The organism is Sporomusa termitida (assembly GCF_007641255.1).
GTDB classification, from domain to species: Bacteria; Bacillota; Negativicutes; order Sporomusales; family Sporomusaceae; genus Sporomusa; species Sporomusa termitida.
Genome location: NZ_CP036259.1, coordinates 1873845 through 1899838, shown reverse-complemented (window position 1 = coordinate 1899838; position 25994 = coordinate 1873845). Strand labels below are relative to the sequence as shown.

The following is a 25994-nucleotide window of genomic DNA, read 5'->3' as shown; positions in this document are numbered from 1 at the left end:
GGCGACGACAACGACGCAGGGCGGGAAAAGATGCGCAAACTATCCTTGGGTTTAAGGGAGATGAGGTACTAGCGGTCTGTCTGTCTACTTTGAAAGCGTAAAAGAAAGTAATTATGATTTCAGAGTGGACAGACCACTGGCTCCAATAGCGTCAACGTTTATTCTCCAACAAGTTCTATCTTTTCGACACCTGACTTATTTTCCCTTCATCTACCAAAATTATTTAATAAAAAATTTCACAAATAGAAAAATTATTGTAAAATAAGCAGGGGGTGATTGTTAATGCATACAGCAGTAGGCTTGATCGTTGAATACAATCCTTTTCATAACGGCCACTTATGGCACCTGACCGAGGCCAAACGAATAGCCGGTGCAGAATTTGCCATTGCCATAATGAGTGGAAATTTTCTCCAGCGCGGCGAACCGGCAATAGTTGACAAATGGTCACGGGCAGCTATGGCGGTAACAGCCGGCGTTGATTTAGTCATTGAGCTGCCTACAGTCTTTGCCGTGCGTAGTGCCCAATACTTTGCAACCGGCGGTATTCAGCTTCTCAGCCGTCTGGGAATGGTCAGCCATATTTGCTTTGGTGCCGAATCTGCCGATTTAGCCGCACTTACAGCGGCAGCCAGGGCATTATCGGCCAGCACTACCGGTAGCACCATCCGCCAGAAAATGAAGACAGGCCGGACCTATGCCGCCAGCTTAGCCCTGACGCTAGCCGAAACCACAGGAATTGATCCGGGGGTAATTCATTCCCCTAACAATATCCTGGCCATTGAATACCTGCGGGCAATTTTTACCTGCGCCCCCCAGTTGATTCCCCTGGTCATAGAGCGCTGTGCAGCAAATTATCACGATACTGTTATTACTTCAACCATCGCCAGTGCTACTGCCATCAGGGCAGCAATTGCCCAGAACAGCTTACTGCTCCCGGACAGTTCCGCCTGGCAATCCCTCCCGGCAGCCACCGCGGCCCAAATTAATGCGCTAATTGCCACAGGCCGTGCCCCGGTCACCTTCGATGCTTTTAGCAATATTGTCCTGGCAAAACTCAGGACGATGCAGTTGAACGAATTAGCCGCCTTGCCTGATGTAACCGAAGGCTTACACAACAAAATAAGCGATTCCGCCCGTAAAGCATCGACCTTGCAAGAGCTGTTATCCTTTATTAAAAGTAAGCGTTACCCCTTAACCCGCTTACAGCGAATGATGATTCACGCTCTCTTGGGAACAACAAAAACCACGCTTGCAGGCTTCGACCAGGCCGGTCCCTTGTATGCCCGCATCCTGGCCTTTAACCAAAACGGCCGCAGGTTATTGCGGGTGATTGACAGGTATAGCACCGTACCGGTAATTACCAAAACAGCCCGGTTTCTCACCAGTAAACAGCAGCAAAATAATGAGCTGACCCGGCTGCAGGACATGTTAGCCTATGACATTAAAGCAACAGACATATATGTATTAGGCCAGCCTAACTGCCAATGGAGAGCAGGCGGTCAGGATTATCAGACTTCGCCTCATTACCTTGCCAATTAGCCAACAGGGCTTTAATCGCCGGTATGACTGCCTCTGCAGCCAGTTCACCGGCTAAAGCGCATTCGTCCATTGTTTCAAATGAACTGGGAGACATGCTGCCGACATCAGGTTGAATCAGGATATCACACTGCTGCTGGCGATGCTTGCATAATTCTCTTTCCATAATGTCAATTGACTGAATAATGACATCAAACATATTATTAATATTGCCTACGCTACTCGCATGCGCCAAATCAACAGCAATAACAATATCTGCCCCCATATTGCGGGCAACGTCAATCGGTGTGGGATTTAAAACAGCACCATCCACAAACAGCCTGTCATCAATGGCAAAAGGAATAAACACGCCCGGCACGGAAATACTGGCCCGAACGGCTTTAGCCACATCACCCTGGGTAAAAACGACTTCCTGACCGCTGTTTAATTCTGTAGCAACCACTGCCAGCGGCAGCACAAGGTCTTCAAAGATTTTTTGTTTGGTTAACAGGCGAATGGTTGCCAGGGCCCGCTCGCCGGAAACAATGCCCATCTGGGGGATGACAAAGTCCAGCCAGTGCCGTTTTTTTAAATTTTTAGCCAATTTCAATATAGTTTCAGCATCAAGCCCGGCAGCATAAAGGGCACCGACCAGACTGCCAATGCTGCACCCGGCAATATAATCCACCGGGATATTGTGCTTTTCCAATACTTTGAGAACCCCTATGTGAGCAATCCCCCGCAAACCACCCGACCCCAGAGCTAAACCTATTTTAGGCTGCAAACTGCTATCCCCCCAATATAAACTGGTTACATTCGAACCGTATTTTAGTTATATTACCTCTGCCCTGCCAATATATATATTATCAAACCGCACGGCTTGGAGGAGGAGATAATATATGCGGATTTGGAGCAGTGGCAGACGCTATCGTTCTCGGCTATTGGCATATTGTATGGCGTTTTGTACAGTATTTATAACTATTGCTATGGTAACATATCCCAAAGAAGCTTTTGATTCAGCCATTATGGGTTTAAATTTATGGTGGAATGTTGTTTTTCCCTCCCTGCTGCCTTTTTTTATTTTATCGGAGATTCTTATGGGAAGCGGCGTCGTTCATTTCATCGGCGTTTTACTGGAGCCACTCATGCGGCCGATATTTAATGTTCCCGGCGTAGGTGCCTTTGCCATGTCGATGGGCCTTGCCTCCGGCTATCCGATGGATGCGGTAATCACCTGCAGGTTCCGCAAAAACCAGCTGTGTACCCCAGTAGAGGCTGAACGCCTCCTGTCGTTCACGAATACTGCCGATCCGCTATTTATGTTCGGAGCCGTAGCTGTAGGTATGTTCGGCATGCCTGAATTGGGGGCAACGATTGCCTTAGCCCATTACTTATCCAGTTTCCTGGTGGGAATCATTTTCCGGTTCCATGGCCGGAATCGGGACAGTTGTACACAGGATGCCCCGCCAGCCAACGGCAATATCATTATTCGGGCTTTTAGAGCCCTGTATAATGCCAGGCAGGAGGATAAACGCGCACCGGGCCAGTTGCTGGGCGATGCGGTCAAAACCTCCATGAATACCATTATGCTGATAGGCGGTTTTATCATAGTGTTTTCAGTTTTTATCCGGATCATGACCGTTGTTGGTGTTACCGATATCCTAGCCGGCTTATTTGCCTCCCTGCTGAGCGTCATCGGCTATAGCACCAATCTGGCCCCGTCGCTGGTGAGCGGGTTATTCGAACTCGACCTGGGCACGCTGGCCGCCAGCCAGGCCGAGGCACCGCTTGTGCAAAAGGTTGCCATCGCCAGTGCAATTATTGCCTGGAGCGGCCTTTCCGTCCATGGGCAGGTAGCCAGTATTGTCATCGAGTCAGGTATTCGCATGGCACCATATATGATCGGCCGTCTGCTGCATGCCGTGCTTGCCGCCATCATTACCGTGCACCTGCTGGGGCCCGGTCAGGCAATTACTCAACTGTTTGTAGTTCCGGTAGCTATGAGCGTAGCCCATACTAACAACTGGGGACTATGGCTGATCAGGATTGAACAGGTCAGTTACCAGATCGGGCTATTGCTCTGTATTATGTTCGCTCTGTCAATCACTGTCCATTTGGGCAGAAGCATCTATAGCTATGTAAAAAGATAAGGAGCTAAGCTCCTTTTTTACATTAGCAGAAAGTATCCTCTTTTTGATAATGTCAAGTTTTTGATAATGTCAAGAACGGCTATTTCCTAAGGGCACAGGCGGCTTCCGCCGGCGTCCTACAGGACTTGGCCCAAGCCAAATTCGTTGCTTATGTTCCCTGATTGCTTTTGTTTTGCTGCAAATCACGGTGCCCCTGCCGGACAACATCCAGAGTTTTCTCTAAATGGGACGTAACATGCTTAAACACTTCATCAGCATATACCACAGCATCTATTTGTAATTCTTTGGCTGTTTTGCGGGCTTGGCCCATAAGTTCATTCGCCTGTTCCTGCGCCTGCTTATTAATAATATTCTCATCTGTCAGTTTCACTACATACAATTTCGCTTGGTCAACAATATTTTGTGCTTCTCTTTGCGCTTCCTCCAATATTCGCTGACGGTCGGCAAGAATCCGTTTAGCTTCGTCAAGTTCTTGCGGCAGACGTTCCCGAAATTCGTCAAGAAATCTGGCCAGATCATCTTCCTCAATAACCCGCTTGTTGGTAAACGGGACACGTGCTGCTTCAACCAGCATCGTTTCCATATCATCTAATAATTTTTCAATAGTCATGACCTTCTCCCTCCCATAAACATAGTTTAGCTTTCGCTAATTCTCTGTATTATTTTATCCTCCAGACATACAGGCACTAATCCGGTTATCGGCCCGCCAAACTTGGCCAGCTCTTTAATACCGCTCGAACTGATAAAGGAATATTCGCTGCTGGTCATCATGAAAATCGTTTCTATCGCCGGATCAATTTTTTTAATCAGCAATGCTCGCTGAAACTCATATTCAAAATCACTTAATGCTCGCAAACCGCGCACAATAAAACTGCTGTTCTGCCGGCGCACATAGTCATTTAGCAAACCGGAAAAACTGTCAACTTTAATATTGGGTATATCATATGTTGCCAGATTTAACATTTCAACCCGTTCTTCCATAGTAAACAACGGCTTTTTGTTAGGATTATGAAACACCGCCACAATAAGCACATCAAACATCTTACTGGCCCGTGAAAATATATCCAGGTGACCATTGGTAACTGGATCAAAACTGCCAGGGCAAACCCCTATCCGCATCTTAACTGCCTCCTGTTGCCATAGTATTAGTCTCGCCGATGGAGCGCATAAAAAAAGTCACAAATGTTTCTCCATAACGTTCGGTTCGAATTAGCTGCAAATTTTGCCATTGCGTGTTTAACAGCTCATGTTTAGAGTGTTCAACAACAACAAGTCCCCCCTCGGCAACAACACTGCTGGTATCAAGCTTTAACAATACAGTTTGTACCAGCCCCTGATTATAAGGAGGATCCACGAATATAAGCGTAAACGTTTGCCCTGACTGAGCCAACTTGTCAAGAGCATTAACTGAATCTCCACGTTGGACTCTCGCCAGATCTCCCAACCTGGCATTGCTAATATTTTGTTCTGTGACTGCAAGACTTGTCTGACTATGGTCAATAAACAGCGCGAATGCCGCCCCCCGGCTGAGCGCCTCTAATCCCAAATTGCCGGTACCGGCAAACAGGTCTAATACTTTTGCCCCGCTTAGTGCCTGTCTGCCGGCCGGTAATGTTAAATTTGCCAGAATACTGAACATAGATTCTTTTACCCGGTCAGCAGTGGGACGCACATTAAGACCCTTGGGCGTTTTTAGCCTGATGCCCTTGGCAATTCCGGTTATAATCCGCATACTCTACCTCAAATGATGGCGAAATTCTGTTTAACATAAATATTTTAGCACATTTGAACAACAGTAGCACTTTTTGTTTAAAAAAATTATCTCTCGCTCTATTATTCCCGTCTTATCCTTGCCCAAACAAAAAATAACCGGCCTGCCGGTTATTTTTATCCTGACAGAAAGATTGCCTTTCTGCCGGCTAAGGGTACAGCGGCTTCCGCTTTCGCCTAGGGCCCGGCGCCAGCCGCATTTCTTTATTACCGGACAACACGGTGTGCTCCCAAAAATCTTGCTTGATAATAAGGCTTAGCCATTGCTGTTAAAGTTACCTGACCGGCACCAGAGCTGGCATGAATAAAGTATCCGTTCCCTACATAGATGCCGACATGGGAAGGTCCGGGAGCGTACGTGCTATAAAAAACCAAATCTCCCGGTTCAATATCAGCCAGTCGTATATTGCGGCCAATATTATATTGTTCATCAGCTACCCGTGGCAAAGCAACATTGTACTGCCTATAGACATAGTAGATAAAACCCGAGCAGTCGAATCCGCCCTCACCTGCACCGCCCCAGGCATATGGCACACCCAGATATCGCTGAGCAAAACTGGCAATTTGCTGCCCGGTCCTTCTATCCGTTTTGGCCCGGCTTAATTCGCTATTACCGGTATAAGTGCGAAGCGCCCGCCAGGTTCCGTCGCCAACAATACCGTCAGCCACAAGGCCGACAGTCTGCTGAAACCTGATAACAGACGCTTTCGTACCAATACCAAAGCTCCCGTCCACCTCATATTGATAAAACCCAAGTCGCTTTAGCTCCTCCTGTAAAACATGGACAGCTGCACTTTTCGCGCCCTGCCTGAGTAGAGGCATATCTTGCTCGGCAGCAAAAACCACCTGGCTGTTTGCGCTTAACAAAAAAAACATGTAAATAAATGTAAATAAAATTATGCGGATTATTTTCAAACACATTCCCCCATTTTGCGCTCTTCTCCATTTCGACATTTCGACATTCCCAGTAAATTCCCTGCAAAGCCATTGACCTATATCGGCATTTTTTGCAGTCTGTTGGCACTCTTTATTTTTATTGTTGACAATGCGTTTATGGATGTGTATACTTTATAAATGTGAGCCGGGGCGTAGCGCAGTTTGGTAGCGCGCTTGGTTCGGGACCAAGAGGCCGCAGGTTCGAATCCTGTCGCCCCGACCAGTTTATGTCTGTAATTCAGGGCATCCCGAAGCCTTAACAACATCCAGATATTACGTGTAAGCTTCTAAGGGCTGCTTGCAAACAAACCAACAGCATATAGGATAAATCATTTAAAAGTAACCCTCTTATTTTTGATAAATAAGAGGGTTGCCTGTTTTTTATATTTTATGTTCTTTCCTATATATATGTGCAGGAATAACTCGATGCAAGGCAAGAATTGTCGACCTTATTGCAAGCTTTTTATACATATTTTTTGTTTCCCTTGACGCCGCTACCCTGCGGCGCCATTTTTTACGTGCTCAGAGAGTATATCTTTCCCTGGCTAGGGGCAACATCGGCTTACGCTTTCGCCAAAGGCTCGGCGCCAGCCGTGTTTTCTTTATGTAGAGGCGGGAGCAAGCGCCGCCTCTCTATATAACCACACCCATAACTACCGCCCTAGTTTATTATATTCTGTCCATCGCTATATGTTACATAATCTGTTGCATTTATGGCCAAAGCCTGTCTATCTCCTTGGCAGCCAAACCAAGGCAAGAAAAACTTGCCCGGCAGCAGGCCGATTCTTACCGTAACAAGCGCAGCCCACTGGCAATGACCAGCAACGTGCTGCCTTCATGCCCAATCACCCCAACCGGCAGGTTAACCTGATCGAAAAAGGTGCCCGCCACCAGCACCAAAACAACACCCAGGGCAAAAACAATATTTTGTTTTACCACCTTTTTGGTGCGTCGCCCCAAGGCAATGGCATAAGCCACTTTTTCAATATCATCAGCCATAAGAACCACATTGGCAGTTTCCAAGGCTACATCCGTACCGGCCGCCCCCATGGCAATCCCCACCGCAGCGGTGGCTAAAGCCGGCGCATCATTAACCCCATCACCTACCATCGCGACCTGGCCAAACTTAGTGGTAAGTTTTTTAACAATCTCTACTTTCTGTTCAGGCAGCAGCCCGTCATAAATCCAGTCAACATCGGCTTGCCTGCCGATAGCCTGGGCCGTCGCAGCATTATCACCGGTCAGCATAGCCACCTGAATTCCCATGCGGCGTAACGCCCGTACAGCATTGCGTGCTTGCGGCCGCAGCGTATCCTGGATGGCCAGCAGCCCCAGCAGTTGGTTGCGGGACTGTACATAAATAACCGTTTTGCCTTCCTGCTCAAGCTGCTGCGCTATTTGCTTGTGTTCAGCCGACAAAATACCAGCTTGCAGGCAGTCCAGATTGCCAATGCGAAACTCGTCCTGATGCACCAGGCCATGAACCCCCACTCCGGGTATGGCCTGCAACTCAGCTGCCTTGGGCAATGCCAGCTGTTTCTCCTGAGCGGCCTGGACGACGGCTTTGGCAATCGGATGTTCCGATAACATTTCCAAAGCCGCTGTAAGCCGCAATAGTTCATCCGGGCTTTGCGCAGACAGCGAAATAATATCGGTCACTCTTGGTTTACCTTCCGTCAACGTCCCCGTCTTATCAAAAGCAACCAGCTTTATATTTCCTATGTTTTCCAGATGGACTCCACCCTTAAATAAAATTCCCTTGCGGGCACCATTGGAAATTCCGGATAAAATAGCCGGCATAATAGACGAAACCAACGCACACGGCGACGCCACCACCAGAAAGATCATTGCCCGGTACACCGTCTTATCCCAGCTCCAGCCAAATGCATAGGGAGGTATAACCAATAGCAGCAGTGCGGCCCCAACAACAATTCTGGCATAAATCCGCTCAAATTTTTCCACAAACAGCTGACTCGGCGGCATTTCACTCTGAGCTTCCTGAACCAGGCGGATAATTCGGGCCAGCAGCGTAGCCGCCGCCGGCTTGGTCACTTCAATTGTCAAAGCACCCTGCCCATTGATGGTGCCGGCATACACCTCGGCCCCACAAATTTTATCCACAGGAATAGATTCTCCCGTAATTGAGGCCTGGTCAACGGCAGAATAGCCTTGCCTGACCAGCCCGTCTGCCGGAATTCGTTCTCCCGGTTTAACCAGCACCAGGTCACCCGGCTGCAGTTCCTCGACTCTGATCCGCGACTCGGTACTGCCTCGTAATACCAGGGCCGTTTCCGGGCGCAGCTTCATAATAGAGCGGATGTCCTGATTGGTTTTCTCCATTGTATAACCTTCCAATGCACCGCTTAGCGAAAAAATTAAAATTAAAATTGCGCCATCCTGCCAATAACCAATACTGGCCGCGCCAACAGCGGCCACAATCATGAGCAGGTCAACATCCAAATCGCGCTCCTTAATGAGAGTTTGCAGGCCTTCCCAAGCTTTCCGGTAACCGCCAATGATATAAGCAAACACATACAGAGCAATTTCTAGTGCGCTCCAGCCATTCACACCTGCGGACCATGCCAAAAAAGTCAGTACCGCACTAACAGCAGTTGTCATCGCCGCACCATGCCGTTCCCACAGCTCATTAACCGGCTTGTCAACCCGTATTGCTGTCACAGCCTCACCATTCATTAAAACGCCACTCTCCCTTATCTCCTATTTTATATAAACGCCTCAGCATTATTTTCAATCCCACTGGGCTGCACACTTGCCGCCGCCGGCAGTCCTGCCGGCATCTGTGCCGTAACCGCGGCAGTTCATCCGCAATTTTAGTATGTAATTCTTATATTTCATATTTCAAATAGTAATATTAACTAACTGTTTGAAGTTCAAACTAATTATAAATGATCCTGCCCTCATTGTCAAGCCATTACTTGCCGTTGCCTGCTTAACATGCCGGTGGCAAAAAACCACAGGTAAACGCTGCCGGCTTATCAGCTCTGTAAAAGTAAAAACCCCGGTTGCCCGAGGGTTAATATAGCCAGCCTATTCCTTATTTTTTTCTAAAATGCCCGCAATCCGCTGCAGGGCCTTATTGATGCCTGCAAGCTGCATAAGGAAATACACAACAACAATAACATATAAAATCATAAATAGCATTCCCCATGGGAAAAAGCCACCGCCATAATCTAGCATATGTCATCACCCCCTGATTTTAGGGTGCCTGGATATTATAATTTTATGCAAAACTGCGTTCCCCGCACCCCGCCGGCAGCTGACAATATTCAGCGCCCCGGCTCTTCTCAAAATGAACAATGGTTTACTATTTCCCTGATACATTCTTGAGGAAGCCTGTCCAGCCATATTCCCCCGCTTTTTTGTAAAAATGCCTTTATAGCCTTGCCGTCCCTTAAATTCATATCAATAGCCTGCGGTACAATAAACAGGCTGCTGCCATTGACAAGCTGAGATAATGTTATTCTTTGGGCCAGCATTTCAATCTCAAAAGCAAGAGGCATCACATCGCCCCTGCAGCCGGGTTTAATTGATAATTGTATTGCCTTAGCTTCGCTATTCCTTGCAGGGGCTACGGAAATATCCAGATCAGTGTTTTCAAGATAGATGCCGTTTATTTCGCTAAAACCCGAAACCTCTACAATATTTTCTCCTGCTAGCTGAATCAGTTGCAAACTGACACTCATATTAATTCCCCTTCTTGTAAAAAATCATGACCGGGCTCCAGCCCCACAGAGAGGATACCTGCGGGGCTGGCCAGCTGCATTCATCTTAACTGGGCGGCAATATCATACCTGCCAAGCTCTTTTAGTTTCTCGATTGCGCTTTCCAGCGTTTGCCCAAGCGGTATTCTTTGCATATTACTAGTTGTTATTAATACATATTCACCGTTAAAATCAGATATTTGTTCACTCATATCGCCATTTACCCAAATAGTCGAAGCTCCAGCCATAACTATCCGCCTCCTTTTTTTCTAATTTCGGTAAACCGGAGAATATTCCTTCATTTAATTAATTATGGATGAAAGAAAAACTTCATCCATCGTTTAAATAAACCGACAAAGAAAATAAAGGATTTTATGGTATTTTGTGGAATAATAAAATATCGGAGGGATTTTATGTCGAATTATCATCCGTTTATCACAAGCCGCGTCCAGGTATGGAAAGCAGATTTGTCAGCGATTTTCCACTACCGGCTACTCCGTCTGCTCATTATCGTTATCTTTTTTCTTTTCATTCTCCAGCAGCTACAAGTTGTAGGCATTATATCCGACCCCATCTTCCAAAGCCTATGTACCGCAATCATCGTGCTATCGGTAATTACTGGCCGGGACTGGCAAAAAAATGCCCGCCATTACCGGAATATGGCAATAGTTATCGCTTTAGAGCTCAGCCGCAACTATCTCGAATTACATATTGCCAGATCTGCACTTGTTAATTACCAGGTAAATTTTAAAACTGACAACTGGACAACCTTACAGTATGAACTGGCTAAATATATGCCTGCTTCTGAATACCAAAGCTTATATTATTTATATGCTGAAATGTTGCCGGAACTACAGGACACACGTAATTTATTAAATTACAATTCCCGCCTTGATATGGCTATTTCCACACTGGAACAACTGTACACCTTCCTTGAGAGTGAACTTAGAGGACATAACCTCCCACCCCTGAAAAGAAGTTTACATATTATTAACCAACATAAATTAGCCCATTAGACGCTAACCATAGCGCTGCCCCCGATAACCCGGCCAGATTTTGTGCGTCAGCCCTTAATCTTTAACCAAATTACAGGAAATTTGTCACTTCTAGCGAATCCTGTTATGAATATAACTTGCTAAGGAGTGACAAGCATGACTTTAAACCCTAAAAACTGGTCTTTACCTGATATTCCCATGCTCAAATCATTTGGCCAGCAATTGGCGGAATTCAACCAACCCTATACAGCCCAGCACATCTTTAACCAACTGATTAAGCGTGTACAGGCCTTTGAGGCTGAACTGGATCAAGAACACGAGGTCGGGGTGCGTCTCGTAAGTTTCGGTAAATCAACAGAATTCAGCGTATCCCGGATCGGCTATCTCGACCCAAACTTGATTTGGTTTCAGGGTAATTTAGCCGACAAGTCCGCGGTGGAACTAATTCAGCATATTAGCCAAATAAGCTTTATGCTGATTAAAATCAAACGCCAGCCTTCAGCAGAGCCCCGGTGTCCTATTGGTTTTTGCTTGAATCCGCCTTTGACCGGCGATGCTGCCCTTCCTGCTTCAGACGCAGGCACCGGGACGCAGCCGGCGACCGCAGAGTAAACTTGTATTCCGCATAACTGAAACAGCGTTGATTCAGATGGCAAGGCTACTCCGCCTGGATCAACACCGCCTGTAGAGGCAGGAGTCCAGACCGTCATTCCCGCCTTGTTTGTATACAAAACGCCAAAGCCGGGTATACTAATAACGGAGTGCGCAACTCCCGCCAGAGTGACTGTAGCGAACAGAGCTCTGGCTTTTGTAATTGGAGGTAAAATGAAAGACAATAAACTCACCAAAGAACAGCAGACCGCCTGTATTGAGGCTATTAAACACTACTTTCTTACTGAAAAGGATGAGCTTATAACCGATTTGTCCGCAACCCTGCTGTTGGATTTTATTTGGGAAATGATCGGCCCTCATATCTATAATCAAGCCATAAAAGACACACATTTCCTGATGAGCCAAAAAATCGAAGATTTATTTGTCCTGGAAAAACCTATAAAAGCGCTTACTAGTAAAAGATAGCTTATAAATCATAACTGTCATTTAAACCGTGATTGCTATGATCGGCATATACCGCAACGCTTACACCCCGCAGTACAGGGCGGGGTATTTTTTTCTGCCTGCGATTGCTGATATTCAGCCAAAAGATAGTCGGAATTGAACCCCATATTTAAATTATGCCAGGGTAAGACTTCGCCGGGGTCTCGATATCGGTACAAATAAAAATCTTCATCAACGGCATGCATTCTGAGCGCCTGCTTCCAGCCTTTTACACCACCGGCAGCCACAGCTGAGTCCAGTACCGGCCCAAGCCGCCGGTCACCCCTTGCCAATACACTTTGAATATATGCCTCCCTGGGCTGTTCAATCAGCACTTCGACTCCTTTTAGTGATTTCAGTGCCCGCTGAATATATTTCAGCTTGCCGGTCACTGCTGCCACCGGGGCCATCGGCAGCCATTGAAAAGGTGTAAAGGGTTTAGGAATAAAGGGATTAATACTAAGCGTCAACAGCCCCCGGCTGCCCAGAGCGCCCATGTATTTTTTTAAATTATGAGCCATTTCCACAATGGCTTCAATATCCTGCTCTGTTTCTCCCGGCAGGCCGATCATAATATATAATCTAACATGGGGAATTCCGGCTTTAGCCGCTGCCGCTACTGCCTGGTACAAATGCTCATCACTGATCTGCTTATTGATTACCCTTCGCATCCGCTCACTGCCGGCTTCTGGCGCTAAGGTGACGGTCTTATGACCACTGGCAGCCAAAGCTTCCACCAGGGCGGGAGTTAGCGAGTCAGCCCTGAGCGAAGCGACTGACATGGTAACGCCCTGCTCTAAAATCATTTGGCACAGCTTATCAATCTCCGGATAATCAGATATTGCTGCTCCCATCAGGCCGACTTTAGCCTGCAGCAGCTTAGCTTTTTTCACACCCTCGGCGATTTGTGCTAATGACCGTACCCGGGGATTGCGGAAACAGTAGCCAGCCATACAAAACCGGCAATGGCGGCCACAGCCTCTGGCTACTTCTATTAGATACATGTCTTTAAATTCAGTGTCTGACGTAACGATAACAGTTTGTCCGGGAAATTGCCCCAGATCTTTGACAAAGCGCCGTTTTACCTGGGCCGGCACTTTTACATGCCGTTTATAACCGGCAATAATACCGGCACTGTCATATACAGGCTGATAGAACCGCGGGACATACAAGCCTTCAATCCGGGCCAGGCCGAGCAGAAGCTCTTCTCTTGACAAACCACGCCGCCGACTGTCATAATAACTGTTTAAAAAATCCTGGATTACTTCCTCGCCTTCACCCACTATACAGACATCAACAAAATCAGCCAATGGCTCCGGATTAAAGGTCGCGCACGGGCCGCCAATAATCACCAGGGGATCGCCTGCTGCCCGGTCGGTTGCTAATACCGGGACTTTGCCTGTCTTTAATATGGCCAGAAGGTTAAAATAATCCATCTCAAAGGAAACTGCAAAGGCAATCAAAGGAAACTCATATAATGGCGTTTGATTCTCCAGACTCATTAGCGGGGTATTTGTCCGGATATACTCTGCTAATGTTTTTTTATCCGGCAAAAACAGGCGCTCGCAGGCAGTATCTCCCCGGTTGTTTATTTGCTCATATATGATGTGAAAGCCCAGATTCGACATCCCTACATGATAGGTATTTGGGTAAATAAGAGCCATCGGCTGGCGGGAGCCTGGTGCAAAGACTACTGTTCCTTGTTCTGCAGCTACAATTTTTTTCAACTGTTGTTTCAGCTGCCACGACATGTTATCACATCCACCTGTAATGTCTGCCGTTAATCGCAGTTACTGGCAACATTACAATAGTATATACAGATACTGACTTAAAATGCAGCTGATCCTCTGTGACAGCCTTAAAACTGCAGGCTAGTGGCGAGAAAATATCCCGTCAGTATCCACAGGATTAGGGTTGGTACGGTACTAAGCCCACCGCTTCTGCGAAGCATCTTCCCATAGTGTAATCTGCCCGGTGGCCAGGGTGGCGGCAATATCAATCAGCCGCTGATTCCGCGAACCCCGAAATGCCAAACCCAAGTCACGTTCATTGGCCCGATATAAGCCGTCTATTAAAATATCAGTCTGCCTGAGCAATTGACCAACGCCGGTATTGGTGATCGCCATAGCCCCCAGTTGTTCAAAGGTAAAGCCGCTATAACAAACAATATCAAGACCCAGAGCTTTTAAACGCTCGGCCAGACAGCCCAAGGGTTCGGCCTGAAGAAATGGCTCACCACCGGAAAAGGTGACTCCCCGCAATATTTTATTACCGGCAAAACGTTGTTCTATATAGCCAAAAAGATCTGTCAACGTAATAGTATAGCCACTATTCACATCATGGGTGTCAGGATTATGACAACCCTGACAATGATGAGGGCATCCCTGCGCAAACACAACCAGCCTTAAACCTGGTCCGTCAACAATACTTTCTTCCGTTATTCCAGCTAACCTGATCTCCATAGTAATTCCCTGCCTAAATATGTCTTACGCGTTGATTTAACTCATTTAACTTTGCATCATTAAACCGGTCAACAGTACTCAGGTAACCGGTAATACGCCGCACACGGCGCACACTGGTAGTCCCGCACGACGGGCATTCCTCAGTGTCAATTACCCCCAGATGACCGCAGCCTTCACAAAAATCAACAGGATAGTTAAAACCGGCATACCCCAGATCGCATTTTCGCATATAACGGATAATCTCTTCTAAAGCCCCCAGATTATTAACAGGCGGGGCGGAAAACTCAACATAGCTGATATGTCCGGCATTGGCATACTTATGATACACACCTTCAATACGGATTTTATCATAAACGCTTACAGGATAATTAACCGGAATATGAAATGAATTGGTATAGTAATCTTTATCGGTAACGCCAGGAATAATACCGTATTCACGGCGATCCATTTTCACAAATCGCCCTGACAGGCCTTCGGCCGGGGTAGCGAGCAGTGTATAATTCAGATCATAATGTTCGGCTGCCCGGTCGAGCTTATCCCGCATAAAAGCTATAATCTCTTCCCCCATGATCTGCGCCTCTTCATTTTCACCATGGTGATAACCAGTTAACGCCGTCAAGGTCTCCGCCAAACCAATAAAGCCAACGGAAAGTGTGCCGTGTCTAATAACATCCTCAATATAATCATTAGGTTTCAGGTTATCTGAATCTAAGTAAAGTCCCTGTCCCATTAAAAAAGGCATGTCGCGAACTCTAAGTTTAGCCTGAACCTGGTAGCGATGAAAAAGCTGTTCACACGTTAAATCAATAAATTCTGCCAAACTCTGGTAAAACTTCATAAAGTTACGTTCCGCCTTAATTGCCAGCCGCGGTAAATTTATCGTGGTAAAACTCAGGTTTCCCCGCCCGTCAGTGACTTCCGGACCGCAGCGGTTAGCCATCACCCTGGTGCGGCACCCCATGTAACCGACCTGATCCCCGTATTCCTTATTAAATGACGAATCCATAAAGCTAAAGGTAGGATTAAGGCGTTGCGCCGCCACCCGGATTGCCAGCTTAAACAGATCATAGTTCGGATCACCGGGATTGAAATTAACATCTTCCTGAAGTCGAAAAATTATATTGGGGAATATCGGGTTTTCGCCCCGTCCTAACCCTTTTTCGTAAGCCAGTAGCACGTTCTTGATTACAGTCCGGCCGGCCGGGGACGTGTCTGTCCCGATATTAAGGCTGGAAAAAGGCACCTGCGCGCCAGCGCGTGAGTGCATACTGTTTAAATTATAAATCAACGCTTCCATAGCCTGATATACTTCTTCATTACTGGCATTCTCCATAAAATTTGCCATGTCGCGGTCAAAAAAAGCAAAGGACTGGCCGCCGTGCATATCATTTTGCGAGCTTTGTAAAATAATAGCAGCCAGAGCAGTCGCCGAGGCCGGCCGTTTGGGTGACCGAATGTAGCCATGCCCGTTATTAAAACCGCTTTGTAATAATTTGCCCAGCGGGATCTGCACACAAGTCAGGGTCTTGCCGTAAAAATCCAGGTCATGGATATGATAGTCACCTTTTACATGAGCTTGGGCAAACTTCTCGGGAATAAGGCGGTTTAAATAAAAGGACTTGCTGGCAGCACTGGCAATTTGCAGCATTTTGGCGGAAGGAGAATTGGAAACATTTGCATTTTCACGGCTGGTTTCAACCAATATTTCGCCGACCGCATCCATAAGATCGGATTTAGCCTCCCGCAGACGGGTACGCTTGTCCCGGTGTAAAATATAAGCCTTGGCTGTTTTAGCATGCCCTGTTTCGATGAGAATCTTTTCGACAGCATCCTGGACATCTTCGACACTAAACAGGCCGCCATTATATTTTTGTTTTAAAAACTTTAATACTTCCAGCGTAAGTTCCAGTGCCAGCTGCCGGTCAGCCCCGCCGACTGCTTTGGCCGCTTTGTAAATCGCCTCGGTTATCTTACTCTCATCAAACGCCAGTTCCCGGCCATCACGTTTTTTTATCCTAACAAACATCAAAATTTCCCCCATCTATTCAGCTTACTCTTTATGCTGGGCCTTCATCAGGCTCTCAAGTTCCTGCATAAAGTTATTTATATCGGCAAATTGTCGGTAAACGGAAGCAAACCGGACATATGCCACCTGATCAATTTCTTTTAAATGCTGCATTACAGCTTCACCAATTTGCCGGGTTGAGACCTCCCGCTCAATTTTATCACGAATCTCTTTTTCAATCTTGCTCACGGCAATTTCAATAATCTCAGCAGGCACTGGCCGCTTTTCGCAGGCCCGGACTATCCCGCCAAGCAGCTTGCCTTTGTCAAACATTTCCCGGCGTCCATCTTTTTTAATAACCATTAACGGTATCGCTTCCACTACCTCGTAGGTAGTAAAGCGGCGGGCGCAGGACAAGCATTCCCGGCGACGCCTAATGGAATTTCCTTCGTCGGCTGATCTGGAATCAACCACTTTGCTGTCGGCAACTCCGCAAAATGGACAGCGCAAATTATCCACTCCCTTGATTACTCTGCCAAGTATGTTATAATGTTTATAGCTCAGCAGGAATCCATACTATATCTTGTATCCAAATAACTAATATACGCCATATCTTGTGTTTTTCCTGCTTGCAGGAAAATTTATTCAAAAAAATTACGCTCCTGACTTGCATTACTGAGGCTGCCTGCCAGGCGCCTGTGAATTATATTTATCCTTTATATGCTGTAAGCATTGATCCAGGCTGTTGCTTGCCCTTAAAAAAGGATTCTGACTGATCATTAATAAATAAATGATTTTACACACATTTAGCCCTTGTCCTTCATATAATTATTGTAGAATCAAAATACTACATATTTATCGGAAGCAGTCTGGGCAGAGGAGGGGGATAAATGTTAAAAACCAGCGATTTGAAATTAAAAGAAGTAATTAATGTGGTTGATGGCAAACGTATGGGTAATATCACAGATATCGAAATTGACGTCGAGAGTGGCCGGCTTACCGCAATCGTCGTTCCGGGCATAGGTAAATTTTTAGGACTCTTTGGCCGCAACGAAGATGTAGTAATTCCCTGGGATAAAATTAATAAAATCGGCATGGATGTAATTTTAGTGGAAGCTGGCAGTTTTAGCGAAATTAAGCGGGATCACCTGTAATCAAGGATCGAATTCAGCCCGCGAAGATGATCCCTGGGATCATCTTTTTATTTACCCCGGCAGGGTTAGCCGGTGAATGCCAAAAACAAGTCGGCACACCCTTGATTTGCTGTGCCGACCCCATTCGCCAGATTATTACTTTATAAACCTTTGGGGTATGAATCTTTACGATATTAAATATGAACGATAATGCCTATATAATAACCGCATATCTCTGGTAATAAATACCATATTCTGCAAATAAATTCAAACCCCTTTCGCTGTTAGTAATTTTTTTCTACTATTACCATTTTTAGAAATAAAAAAGAGAATTGCCCCCCTAAATGATTGAGACAACTCTCCGGACTTCCTATTCATAATTGTACATTATTACTGGCAGCCTAAAATCATTACTGAAATAATTCGGCTAGTTTCCATCGAATTTGCGGAACCGGATTACCTTTCTGTTCAGCTGCCTTTGCCTCACTCACCGGCGCCAAAGCCGTGTTAGCACCATCAATAAAACATAACGGTGGGAATAATACACACCACCAGTTTTGCCCGGCTGCCTGCCCTAACAGGATACGGACAGCCTGATATTCCCCGGCCGGCAGGACTAAACTTCCGTAGGAACGGACAGGGAACGCAAAAGTGCCCATTTGCACGGCAACCGGATAATTGGCACCGTTTTCTCCCACTACTTTTTTAGCTACCATAATTATATTAGCCTGATGGTTTGCTATAATCGTGTTGGCCTCGCGGACATCGCTTACGTCTTTAACATATGGCGTTAAATAGGTGATAACCGCATCGCGGACTTTTAATTTAAGCCGTTGATCCTTAATACTGTCACTGTTGGCCAGGATATGCAATCTAACATAATCCCCGCGGCTGGACATTACAGCCGTACCACGTTCCTCCTGCTGCTGCAGCAAACTCCAGCCACCGGCGACAAAACAGAATATCAATAACAGCAGCGTCAGCTTAACTGGTAAATTTTTCCTCATTTTAAATAACCTCCCAAGGGTTGCCGGTAAATGCTTATATATATTTGCGCATATGTCCTAAAGCAGCTTTCTCCAGCCGGGACACCTGCGCCTGAGATATACCGATCTCTTCGGCAACCTCCATCTGTGTTTTGCCTTCAAAAAATCTGAGGGTAAGGATATGCTTCTCCCGCTCGCTTAGCTTGCGCAGGGCTTCTTTAATCGCCACTCCTTCAAGCCAGCTTAAGTCAAGATGTTTATCATCGCTAATCTGATCCATAACAAAGATCGGATCCCCGCCATCATGATAAATCGGCTCAAACAGCGAGATGGGCTCCTGAATCGCATCCAGGGCAAAGATGATTTCCTCCCGCGGGACTTTGAGCTCGTCGGCAATCTCATTGATCGATGGCTCCCGTGAAAACCGGCTTACTAATGAATCCCGGACCTGCAAGGCCTTATAAGCAATATCCCGCATTGACCGGCTTACCCTGATAGGATTGTTATCTCGCAGGTAACGCCGGATTTCGCCGATAATCATGGGGACTGCATAAGTAGAGAACTTAACATTCTGGGATAAATCAAAATTGTCTATTGCTTTCATTAGGCCAATACAACCAACCTGAAATAAGTCGTCTACATATTCGCCCCGGTTGTTAAACCGCTGAATGACACTAAGAACTAAACGCAGGTTGCTATAAATCAACTGTTCCCGTGCCGCTCTCTCACCGGCTTGCATTACCTCAAACAGCTCACGCATTTTAGTGGCAGAAAGCACCGGGAGCTTTGCTGTATTTACACCACATATCTCTACCTTATTGATTATCATGTTATTCCTCCCCAGTTTTTCCAGGCTACTAAAACCACTTATCCCTACACAAGCATTATTGCCATGGCTTGGACGTTTTATACTCCGGCTGCCGGCACGATAAACCTGTACAATCCAAAAACAGGCAAAAAAAAACAACCGCAGGACTTATTCCATACGGCTGATTTCTTTGCGCAAACGCTTAATTATTCTCTTTTCCAGGCGAGAGATGTACGACTGGGATATCCCCAGCAAATCTGCAACCTCTTTTTGTGTACGTTCGTTGCCGTCATCATTAAGACCAAACCTAAGCTCCATAATACGCCGTTCCCGTCCTGACAGCTTACTCATGGCGGTGTATAATAAGGTTTTATCAACCTCTTCCTCGACTGACTTATAAATAATATCATTCTCTGTTCCTAATACATCAGACAGTAATAACTCATTACCATCCCAATCAATATTGAGCGGCTCATCAAAGGATACCTCAGCCCGGGTCTTACTATTGCGGCGCAGATACATTAAAATTTCATTCTCAATACAACGCGATGCATAGGTAGCGAGTTTAATCTTTTTAATAGGATCAAAGGTATTTACCGCTTTTATGAGTCCGATTGTACCAATACTGACCAAATCTTCGACACTTACCCCCGTATTCTCAAACTTACGTGCTATATAAACAACCAGCCGGAGGTTACGCTCAATAAAGACACTTTTGACAGACTTATCGCCTTTTTGCAAGCGGCTAAGCAAAAATATTTCTTCGTCACCGGATAACGGCGGCGGTAAAATCTCTGCACTGCCTACATAAAATACCTCGTCTGGCTTAAGCCAGCCTATACGTTGAAGAAATGAAATTACCTTAAGCTTAAGGTATAATCTGACTATTGGCCAGGTAATGCGCATATCCCTGCCTCCTTTGTCGTATTTACCCCGGTTATTAGCGCAGGGTGTAAAAGCGCCTGACAGTCGCTGCCGCCGGCAAAAACACCGCCATAAACGCCGATAAGCACATTAGCGGTCCGAGCCGGGCCACACTCGGTCATTACGGTGATATGGTCCGGTCTGAATCCCAGTAATACACTCCGGCTGCCGACAGACTGATAAGGAATAACCTCCACCCGGGACAGCCAGGCGGTATCCAAGCATTGATCAAGATTAGTCAGCCACGTCTCCGGAGTATTATTGTTTAAATATGCCGCTGCCTGCAAGCTAAGCAGGGAAAGTGACGCCTGCCGGTTTAACAGAACAACAGGTTTATGCCCCAGCAACGAAAAAAGCCCATTACCGGTATCCAGCATCCCGGTGATTTCAGCCGAACGCCCGTCATACTCGATTTTTGCCTGATAAAAAGTCTGCCGGCGATACATTCTGCCAAGCATTTGCTTAACGATAAGCCCAATCAGGGTTACAGCGATGACAGTGCCTATTAGCAAATGACGCCAGGACAATGTAATCAGCTGACCGGCCCCGGGCGTCGCTCCGGTTTGGGCAAAGTAAAGCCAGCCCAATACCGCGCCGCCTAAAATAAAAGAGATGACAAAAAAAATGCCGATAAGTGTTAGTGTTAGCTTTAAGGACCTGCGACCAAAAGCCAGTAGGATAATGAGCACTGAAGCCAACAACTTTCCCGGGATTGTATACAACATAAACATCTGCGGAAAAATCCCGACCAGGGAATATATTCCGCCCAGGAAAGCTGCCGGTAATATTCGTTTCCAACTGAATGAAATACCTGCCGCATAAGCTGTTAACACTAAAATAACACTATTCATCGTAAAATTTATTAATAATACCATATCAGCATAGATGTACACTGGTCTTCCTTTCCTGGCGTGGGATTTTATACCATAATAAGAACCGATACATAGCAATATATGCCACTGCTAAAATCACTATGCCAATTATATCAAGGTTTATTTTAAAATAATGTAATTTTTTGCCAGAGAATATGACTAAAAACAGACAGAAACCCCGGCTCAGCGGAGCCGGGGTTGATTATTAAAAACAGATTATTAACGGCGCATCCAAGCCGGGATATCTAAATCACGACCTTTAAAAGGCTCGATCACCGGACTTTCATGCCGGCCCTCGTTTGTTTTTATTAACGGTTTAGGATCAAAACCAGTAGCAATAACGGTTACCCGCACCTGATCCTCAAAACGCTCATCAATAGTTGCCCCAAAAATAATGGTTGCTTCCGGATCAGCAGCCTTGGCAATAATATCGGCTGCTTCATTAACCTCAAATAACGTAGTATTGGGGCCGCCGGTAAAGTTCAGTAATACCCCCTTGGCACCATCAATTGACATTTCCAGCAGCGGGCTTCTGATAGCGGCTTCAACGGCTGCAATCGAACGATTATCACCGGTGCCAAAACCGATGCCCATCAGGGCTGAACCGGCGTCGCTCATAATGGTCTTTACGTCAGCAAAATCAAGATTTATCAGCGCCGGCACAGCAATAAGATCAGATATACCCTGCACACCCTGGCGCAATACATCGTCAACGATTTTGAATGCATCCAAAATCGAAGTCCGTTTATCAACTACCTGCAACAAGCGGTCATTAGGAATAGTAATCAGCGTATCTACCTTTTCCTTAAGCTTGGCAGTCCCGCGTTCTGCCTGCAACTGACGCTTACGCCCTTCAAAAGTAAACGGCTTGGTGACAACGCCAACCGTAAGTGCGCCTACTTCCCTGGCACATTCAGCCACCACCGGCGCAGCACCTGTACCGGTACCGCCGCCCATACCGGCTGTGATAAATACCATGTCGGCACCCTTAAGCACTTTTATGATATCTTCCCTGCTCTCCTGCGCCGCTTTCTCACCAATCTCGGGATTAGCCCCAGCCCCGAGACCTTTGGTCAGCTTTTCACCAATTTGAATACGATAGGCAGCCTCGGAGCCAAGTAAGGCCTGGGCATCGGTATTAATAGTAATAAATTCAACGCCCTGCAGGCCGGCCCCAATCATACGGTTTACCGCATTATTGCCGCCACCGCCTACGCCAATGACTTTTATCGAAGCAAATTGATCTAAATCCATATCAAATTCCAGCATTAGTAAGTTTTCCTCCCTTAATATCGATCAAATTTCAATAATTTTTTAGCTTTATGAACCAATGTGTTCCAGGCACTATGCCCGCCAACCGGCTCATTTTCCGTAATTCTGGCACCGTGCTTTAGAATTCCATAACATACGGTATTAGCAGGGTGCACGTATTCAGCAGACAAACCTTCCGGTGTTACCGTAGTGGTAGGTAATTGAAAAAACTTGGCCACACAAGCCCCCATACTAGGCATCGCTCCGCAACCACCAGTTAAGTAAACAGTTTCGAAAGTTTGTCCCGGTTTTGTTAAATATTCGGCCTGCAGTGGTTTAAGATAACCATACACTAAAGTAACAATTTCTTCTACCCTGCTTTCAATAATATCATATAAAAAATCAAAAGGAATATGTTTATCAACCGTCCCGTAGTCGTTGCAATCCAAAACCACCCCCTGATTTCGTAAATCAGGAGAAAGTCGCGAGTAATAGCGTTTAATTTCCTCGGCATGGGCCCGGTTCACGCTCAACCCCTGCATTAAATCACTGGTTATATAGTCACCACCCAGCGGTAATGCGGCTGATGAACGCAGGCGTCCTTTCACATACAGCGAAATATCGGCAACTCCTGCCCCAATATCGATAAATATAAAGTTAGTAGGCTGTCCTGGTAATTCAGTATTCATACCCTCGGCCGCTATAATGCCGCTGGCAACAATTCCATTCAGTTGAATGCCGCTCCTGCTCAGAACGCGGCTAAGCTCCGCCAAGGTAGCTTTGGGAGCCGATATAATATGAGTTTCCACGGCCAGCGCTGCCCCCGCCTGGGTGACATCCTCCCTGGCCGGAAAAACATGCAGCACCTCATATTCATGATCAGCCACCGAAAACACAGCGGCTTGGCAAGCCCGCTCCACATCAGCGCCGGTAACAACCCCGGCTGTGGCCGCCGCCACAGTACCTATACTAGTTTGCGTAACAAGCACCGAGCCGCTAAGACCTAAATAAACAGAACCGGCAGCCCGGCTGTCAGTTGCCAAAACAACACATTCTACCGCTTGTCTGATAGAATGGGCCAAAGCATCGATGTCAGTGATCACACCTTTGGCAAACCCCGCCGTGGGAGCAGCACCGCTGCCGAAAAGTTGTATCCGGCCATTTGCTTCTTGCCTGCCGGCCAAAACTTTGACCATACCTGTGCCAACATCAATAGCTAATATATTTTTTTTATCCATAACTCCCTCGCAGCACAGTATTATGTTTCTTCCCAATAGTTTCAACAAAAGTAGCATTTTCCCTTTTTTTTCAGACGAGAAAATTCGTTCTTTTTTTTTGAAACCCCTTCATAAAAAAAGCTCCAAAGCCCTAGCATATTCCGACAGGCTTTGAAGCTTTTCGACTATTTTTTCAAAAAATACCGACGAATAATTGCTAGATTCTGGAATATTCTCAAGCCAAATGCTAAAAGTGAAACATAATATAAGTCAATGCCCAGCCGGTCGCCTATATAAACTAAGCCGGCAGCTAATAATGCATTTGTGAAAAAACCGGTTATAAACACTGTATTATCGAATTTTTCCTCAATGCCGGCCCTCAGGCCGCCAAAAACCGAGTCTAATGATGCCAATAGCGCCACCGACATAAATTTTGCATATTCCAGCGGCACCGTAATAGGAAAAACGACACCTATAACTATACCTATAATCAAACCGGTAATAGGTAAAACCATATTAGTTACCACCTTCCTTAAGCGGCTTAGCAAACTCAAACCGGAAAGCGCCCTTATACGCCGGGACTTTTACATCATCCTGTTTTTTTATCGTTACCTGAATACCCCAAAACTGCAGGGTCTCAATGACACCACCGCGCATTTTAAGCGCATTTTCCAGTGTCGTCGGCTCGCCGATAACCCTGACCTCATACGGCGGTGAATAGCGTGAATTGTTAACCGACAGGGTCGGACCGGCACACCGGACCTCTGAGCTGGCGATAAGCCGCTGCTCATTAATAGAGATGGCCTCCGCCCCTGCAGCCCACAATTCATTAATTACCTTTAATATATCGTCATCATGAATCAGGTATAAATTAGGATTTTCACCGGGTTTGGAAGGACGCTTGCTGTCATCAATAGTTACAATAATACCAGGTCCTTCAACAGCTATTACGCCAGCTCCCATCCTCACCCTTTCCAATTCCTTGGACGCGGCCTCAGCCCCGGAAGTGCGCTTAAGCTCCTGGACCTGATTGATTAACGCGTCCCGTTCTTTTTCGGTCTGGCTTAAACGCTGGGATAAATCCTCTACCCGCTGATAGGGGATGCTTGATCTAATATCCTGGGTAGTACGGAATTGTACCGCCAGCATAACACCCAGCACAACACAGACCAGGGCAATTGCAAACTGCCCTTGTTTGATAGGTAGCAAAATATCGTCTCCTTTCGAATTCCCTCATCTGTCACGCAGCTTAATAATCGGTGATTTATAGTTAAGATCTATATATTCGACAGCCAGTTTCTTGGTTGCAATCTCCTGTAAAATCTCACCGGTAAGCATAGCTTTTTCCGCCAGGCGCTGGTTGTCACCAACCCGTATGCCTATGGAATGTGTTGTATAGGCAACAAGCTCGTCCGGCGACTTAATATTTACCTCTGACAGTTGATTGAGAGTTAATTCATCCAAGGCCGCAAGATAGGTCAGGACACTGGCAAGACCGGGATTGTTTACCTGGTCGCCCACATATACATTGCCTAAACGAACCCCGGTAATAACAGGGACTTTTACCTCTTTAAGGTTTTTAAAAGCAGCCAGTACCATGCCTTGCCGGTCAATTTCGACAAAACCATACTGGCTGGCCACAAAAGCCAGCGGCTGGCGTTCTGTGACCTGGATGGATATAGTAGCCGGAAAACGTCTGTCCACCTTAACCTCAGCTACCCGCAGGTCACTCAGCAAACGGTCTTTTATATCTGCCGTTTTTAATCTAAAAATATTTACTTGTTCAGGGACACCGGCAACCTGTAAAACATCTTCAACCGTAATATACTTATTACCTTCAACAAGTACTGTCCCTACAATAAAATAAGGCGAATTAACAAATAAAAAAAATGCTATCAGCGATGCCAAAGCCGCCAACAAGGCTGCAAATGTCGAATTACGCCGCTGCCTGGCTGCCTTTAAGCGTTCTGCCGTCTGCATGCTATCACCCCTGTAGACATCTTCTGCAGTAATTATACACCGGATCGGCCGTTAGATAAAGCGAAACTTGCCGGGAAGGATTAGAATGAACTTCCAGGCTTAGTTGAGCCAATCCAGGAGCTTAGCAACACTTATGCCGCTGCCAGAGCAGGGGCATTAGTGGCGCTTAGCTA

At 46.3% G+C, this 25994-nt stretch carries 28 protein-coding genes and 1 tRNA gene; 7 read left to right on the top strand and 22 right to left on the bottom strand.

The annotated features are described in order from the left end of the window. The first annotated feature begins 282 nt into the window (after positions 1–282). Positions 283–1539, top strand: coding sequence for a nucleotidyltransferase (locus SPTER_RS08600; protein ID WP_144350032.1), 1257 nt, complete (start codon positions 283–285; stop codon positions 1537–1539). Here the strand turns inward: SPTER_RS08600 and SPTER_RS08595 are convergent. Next, positions 1475–2299, bottom strand: a complete 825-nt coding sequence (locus SPTER_RS08595) for a patatin-like phospholipase family protein (protein WP_144350031.1) — start codon at positions 2297–2299, stop codon at positions 1475–1477. The genes SPTER_RS08600 and SPTER_RS08595 overlap by 65 nt on opposite strands. Positions 2300–2468: 169 nt before the next feature. Between SPTER_RS08595 and ylbJ the strand changes: the two genes are divergently transcribed. Further along, complete coding sequence (gene ylbJ / locus SPTER_RS08590) at positions 2469–3665, top strand: sporulation integral membrane protein YlbJ (RefSeq protein WP_246105535.1); 1197 nt, start codon at positions 2469–2471, stop codon at positions 3663–3665. A gap of 148 nt (positions 3666–3813) precedes the next feature. Here the strand turns inward: ylbJ and SPTER_RS08585 are convergent, their stop codons facing one another. The 4 genes from SPTER_RS08585 to SPTER_RS08570 form a co-directional block, all read right to left on the bottom strand. Beyond that, positions 3814–4275, bottom strand: coding sequence for an ATP synthase subunit B family protein (locus tag SPTER_RS08585; RefSeq protein ID WP_144350029.1), 462 nt, complete (start codon positions 4273–4275; stop codon positions 3814–3816). Positions 4276–4301: 26 nt separating this feature from the next. Then, positions 4302–4784 carry a pantetheine-phosphate adenylyltransferase gene (coaD, locus tag SPTER_RS08580; RefSeq protein WP_144350028.1) on the bottom strand — a complete coding sequence of 161 codons (483 nt, stop codon included), beginning with the start codon at positions 4782–4784 and terminating at the stop codon, positions 4302–4304. Position 4785: 1 nt separating this feature from the next. Further along, the gene (gene rsmD, locus SPTER_RS08575) at positions 4786–5397 is read right to left on the bottom strand and encodes a 16S rRNA (guanine(966)-N(2))-methyltransferase RsmD (protein ID WP_144350027.1); all 612 of its coding nucleotides are present in this window, start codon (positions 5395–5397) and stop codon (positions 4786–4788) included. Between the two features lie 245 nt (positions 5398–5642). Continuing rightward, positions 5643–6311 carry a C40 family peptidase gene (locus SPTER_RS08570; RefSeq protein ID WP_170233216.1) on the bottom strand — a complete coding sequence of 223 codons (669 nt, stop codon included), beginning with the start codon at positions 6309–6311 and terminating at the stop codon, positions 5643–5645. Positions 6312–6517: 206 nt separating this feature from the next. Between SPTER_RS08570 and SPTER_RS08565 the strand changes: the two genes are divergently transcribed. Further along, positions 6518–6594, top strand: a tRNA-Pro gene (locus SPTER_RS08565). Between the two features lie 563 nt (positions 6595–7157). Here SPTER_RS08565 and SPTER_RS08560 read toward each other — a convergent pair. The 4 genes from SPTER_RS08560 to SPTER_RS08550 all read right to left on the bottom strand — a co-directional run bounded on the left by SPTER_RS08560 (position 7158) and on the right by SPTER_RS08550 (position 10341). After that, a complete protein-coding gene (locus SPTER_RS08560) occupies positions 7158–9065 on the bottom strand; it encodes a heavy metal translocating P-type ATPase (RefSeq protein WP_144350025.1) in 1908 nt (635 codons plus the stop codon). Positions 9066–9419: 354 nt separating this feature from the next. Next, complete coding sequence (locus SPTER_RS24680) at positions 9420–9569, bottom strand: hypothetical protein (RefSeq protein WP_170233215.1); 150 nt, start codon at positions 9567–9569, stop codon at positions 9420–9422. A gap of 107 nt (positions 9570–9676) precedes the next feature. Next, entirely contained in the window at positions 9677–10063 is a 387-nt protein-coding gene (locus SPTER_RS08555) for a hypothetical protein (protein WP_144350024.1), read from the bottom strand. A 92-nt stretch (positions 10064–10155) separates the two neighbouring features. Next, positions 10156–10341 (bottom strand): hypothetical protein, encoded by a 186-nt coding sequence (locus tag SPTER_RS08550; RefSeq protein ID WP_144350023.1) that lies wholly within the window; start codon positions 10339–10341, stop codon positions 10156–10158. Between the two features lie 126 nt (positions 10342–10467). On the opposite strand from SPTER_RS08550, the gene SPTER_RS24675 reads away from it, so the two are divergent. The 3 genes from SPTER_RS24675 (at position 10468) to SPTER_RS08535 (ending at position 12165) form a co-directional block, all read left to right on the top strand. Continuing rightward, the gene (locus SPTER_RS24675; protein WP_170233214.1) at positions 10468–11109 is read left to right on the top strand and encodes a hypothetical protein; all 642 of its coding nucleotides are present in this window, start codon (positions 10468–10470) and stop codon (positions 11107–11109) included. Positions 11110–11244: 135 nt separating this feature from the next. Continuing rightward, complete coding sequence (locus tag SPTER_RS08540) at positions 11245–11700, top strand: DUF6173 family protein (RefSeq protein WP_144350021.1); 456 nt, start codon at positions 11245–11247, stop codon at positions 11698–11700. Between the two features lie 213 nt (positions 11701–11913). After that, the gene (locus SPTER_RS08535) at positions 11914–12165 is read left to right on the top strand and encodes a DUF2164 domain-containing protein (protein WP_144350020.1); all 252 of its coding nucleotides are present in this window, start codon (positions 11914–11916) and stop codon (positions 12163–12165) included. Between the two features lie 35 nt (positions 12166–12200). Here the strand turns inward: SPTER_RS08535 and SPTER_RS08530 are convergent, their stop codons facing one another. From SPTER_RS08530 to nrdR, 4 genes are all read right to left on the bottom strand, one after another. After that, entirely contained in the window at positions 12201–13934 is a 1734-nt protein-coding gene (locus tag SPTER_RS08530; protein WP_144350019.1) for a TIGR03960 family B12-binding radical SAM protein, read from the bottom strand. A gap of 174 nt (positions 13935–14108) precedes the next feature. Next, complete coding sequence (gene nrdG, locus SPTER_RS08525) at positions 14109–14645, bottom strand: anaerobic ribonucleoside-triphosphate reductase activating protein (protein ID WP_144350018.1); 537 nt, start codon at positions 14643–14645, stop codon at positions 14109–14111. Between the two features lie 13 nt (positions 14646–14658). After that, positions 14659–16671 (bottom strand): anaerobic ribonucleoside-triphosphate reductase, encoded by a 2013-nt coding sequence (gene nrdD / locus SPTER_RS08520; protein WP_144350017.1) that lies wholly within the window; start codon positions 16669–16671, stop codon positions 14659–14661. 24 nt (positions 16672–16695) lie between these two features. After that, on the bottom strand, positions 16696–17160 hold the full coding sequence (gene nrdR, locus SPTER_RS08515) for a transcriptional regulator NrdR (protein ID WP_144350016.1): 465 nt from the start codon (positions 17158–17160) through the stop codon (positions 16696–16698). A 380-nt stretch (positions 17161–17540) separates the two neighbouring features. On the opposite strand from nrdR, the gene SPTER_RS08510 reads away from it, so the two are divergent. Continuing rightward, the gene (locus SPTER_RS08510; RefSeq protein WP_144350015.1) at positions 17541–17804 is read left to right on the top strand and encodes a YlmC/YmxH family sporulation protein; all 264 of its coding nucleotides are present in this window, start codon (positions 17541–17543) and stop codon (positions 17802–17804) included. A 389-nt stretch (positions 17805–18193) separates the two neighbouring features. Here the strand turns inward: SPTER_RS08510 and spoIIR are convergent, their stop codons facing one another. The 9 genes from spoIIR to SPTER_RS08465 form a co-directional block, all read right to left on the bottom strand. Next, positions 18194–18790, bottom strand: a complete 597-nt coding sequence (gene spoIIR / locus SPTER_RS08505; protein ID WP_144350014.1) for a stage II sporulation protein R — start codon at positions 18788–18790, stop codon at positions 18194–18196. Positions 18791–18824: 34 nt separating this feature from the next. After that, entirely contained in the window at positions 18825–19598 is a 774-nt protein-coding gene (gene sigG, locus SPTER_RS08500) for an RNA polymerase sporulation sigma factor SigG (protein ID WP_144350013.1), read from the bottom strand. A 147-nt stretch (positions 19599–19745) separates the two neighbouring features. Then, on the bottom strand, positions 19746–20483 hold the full coding sequence (sigE, locus tag SPTER_RS08495; protein WP_144350012.1) for an RNA polymerase sporulation sigma factor SigE: 738 nt from the start codon (positions 20481–20483) through the stop codon (positions 19746–19748). Beyond that, positions 20462–21352, bottom strand: coding sequence for a sigma-E processing peptidase SpoIIGA (locus SPTER_RS08490; RefSeq protein ID WP_170233213.1), 891 nt, complete (start codon positions 21350–21352; stop codon positions 20462–20464). Before SPTER_RS08490 ends, sigE begins: the two co-directional genes overlap by 22 nt. A 240-nt stretch (positions 21353–21592) precedes the next feature. Further along, complete coding sequence (gene ftsZ, locus SPTER_RS08485) at positions 21593–22642, bottom strand: cell division protein FtsZ (RefSeq protein WP_144350010.1); 1050 nt, start codon at positions 22640–22642, stop codon at positions 21593–21595. Positions 22643–22659: 17 nt separating this feature from the next. Next, a complete protein-coding gene (gene ftsA / locus SPTER_RS08480) occupies positions 22660–23862 on the bottom strand; it encodes a cell division protein FtsA (protein ID WP_170233212.1) in 1203 nt (400 codons plus the stop codon). Positions 23863–24026: 164 nt separating this feature from the next. Beyond that, positions 24027–24356 carry a small basic family protein gene (locus SPTER_RS08475; protein ID WP_144350008.1) on the bottom strand — a complete coding sequence of 110 codons (330 nt, stop codon included), beginning with the start codon at positions 24354–24356 and terminating at the stop codon, positions 24027–24029. Position 24357: 1 nt separating this feature from the next. Then, complete coding sequence (locus SPTER_RS08470) at positions 24358–25050, bottom strand: DUF881 domain-containing protein (RefSeq protein WP_144350007.1); 693 nt, start codon at positions 25048–25050, stop codon at positions 24358–24360. 24 nt (positions 25051–25074) lie between these two features. After that, positions 25075–25821, bottom strand: a complete 747-nt coding sequence (locus SPTER_RS08465) for a cell division protein FtsQ/DivIB (protein WP_144350006.1) — start codon at positions 25819–25821, stop codon at positions 25075–25077. Positions 25822–25994: the final 173 nt, after the last annotated feature.

What these genes read in the sequence shown, in the direction of transcription:
- ftsZ (WP_144350010.1), bottom strand. Translation starts at nt 22,642, where the DNA reads ATGCTGGAATTTGATATGGATTTAGATCAATTTGCTTCGATAAAAGTC.
- SPTER_RS24675 (WP_170233214.1), top strand. Translation starts at nt 10,468, where the DNA reads ATGGTATTTTGTGGAATAATAAAATATCGGAGGGATTTTATGTCGAAT.
- SPTER_RS08585 (WP_144350029.1), bottom strand. Translation starts at nt 4,275, where the DNA reads ATGACTATTGAAAAATTATTAGATGATATGGAAACGATGCTGGTTGAA.
- sigE (WP_144350012.1), bottom strand. Translation starts at nt 20,483, where the DNA reads ATGCGCATTACCTGGCCAATAGTCAGATTATACCTTAAGCTTAAGGTA.
- SPTER_RS08510 (WP_144350015.1), top strand. Translation starts at nt 17,541, where the DNA reads ATGTTAAAAACCAGCGATTTGAAATTAAAAGAAGTAATTAATGTGGTT.
- ftsA (WP_170233212.1), bottom strand. Translation starts at nt 23,862, where the DNA reads ATGGATAAAAAAAATATATTAGCTATTGATGTTGGCACAGGTATGGTC.
- SPTER_RS08490 (WP_170233213.1), bottom strand. Translation starts at nt 21,352, where the DNA reads ATGAATAGTGTTATTTTAGTGTTAACAGCTTATGCGGCAGGTATTTCA.
- SPTER_RS08550 (WP_144350023.1), bottom strand. Translation starts at nt 10,341, where the DNA reads ATGGCTGGAGCTTCGACTATTTGGGTAAATGGCGATATGAGTGAACAA.
- sigG (WP_144350013.1), bottom strand. Translation starts at nt 19,598, where the DNA reads ATGATAATCAATAAGGTAGAGATATGTGGTGTAAATACAGCAAAGCTC.
- rsmD (WP_144350027.1), bottom strand. Translation starts at nt 5,397, where the DNA reads ATGCGGATTATAACCGGAATTGCCAAGGGCATCAGGCTAAAAACGCCC.
- ylbJ (WP_246105535.1), top strand. Translation starts at nt 2,469, where the DNA reads ATGGCGTTTTGTACAGTATTTATAACTATTGCTATGGTAACATATCCC.
- SPTER_RS08570 (WP_170233216.1), bottom strand. Translation starts at nt 6,311, where the DNA reads ATGTTTTTTTTGTTAAGCGCAAACAGCCAGGTGGTTTTTGCTGCCGAG.
- SPTER_RS08560 (WP_144350025.1), bottom strand. Translation starts at nt 9,065, where the DNA reads ATGAATGGTGAGGCTGTGACAGCAATACGGGTTGACAAGCCGGTTAAT.
- SPTER_RS08535 (WP_144350020.1), top strand. Translation starts at nt 11,914, where the DNA reads ATGAAAGACAATAAACTCACCAAAGAACAGCAGACCGCCTGTATTGAG.
- spoIIR (WP_144350014.1), bottom strand. Translation starts at nt 18,790, where the DNA reads ATGAGGAAAAATTTACCAGTTAAGCTGACGCTGCTGTTATTGATATTC.
- SPTER_RS08540 (WP_144350021.1), top strand. Translation starts at nt 11,245, where the DNA reads ATGACTTTAAACCCTAAAAACTGGTCTTTACCTGATATTCCCATGCTC.
- SPTER_RS08600 (WP_144350032.1), top strand. Translation starts at nt 283, where the DNA reads ATGCATACAGCAGTAGGCTTGATCGTTGAATACAATCCTTTTCATAAC.
- coaD (WP_144350028.1), bottom strand. Translation starts at nt 4,784, where the DNA reads ATGCGGATAGGGGTTTGCCCTGGCAGTTTTGATCCAGTTACCAATGGT.
- SPTER_RS24680 (WP_170233215.1), bottom strand. Translation starts at nt 9,569, where the DNA reads ATGCTAGATTATGGCGGTGGCTTTTTCCCATGGGGAATGCTATTTATG.
- nrdG (WP_144350018.1), bottom strand. Translation starts at nt 14,645, where the DNA reads ATGGAGATCAGGTTAGCTGGAATAACGGAAGAAAGTATTGTTGACGGA.
- SPTER_RS08475 (WP_144350008.1), bottom strand. Translation starts at nt 24,356, where the DNA reads ATGGTTTTACCTATTACCGGTTTGATTATAGGTATAGTTATAGGTGTC.
- SPTER_RS08465 (WP_144350006.1), bottom strand. Translation starts at nt 25,821, where the DNA reads ATGCAGACGGCAGAACGCTTAAAGGCAGCCAGGCAGCGGCGTAATTCG.
- SPTER_RS08530 (WP_144350019.1), bottom strand. Translation starts at nt 13,934, where the DNA reads ATGTCGTGGCAGCTGAAACAACAGTTGAAAAAAATTGTAGCTGCAGAA.
- nrdD (WP_144350017.1), bottom strand. Translation starts at nt 16,671, where the DNA reads ATGTTTGTTAGGATAAAAAAACGTGATGGCCGGGAACTGGCGTTTGAT.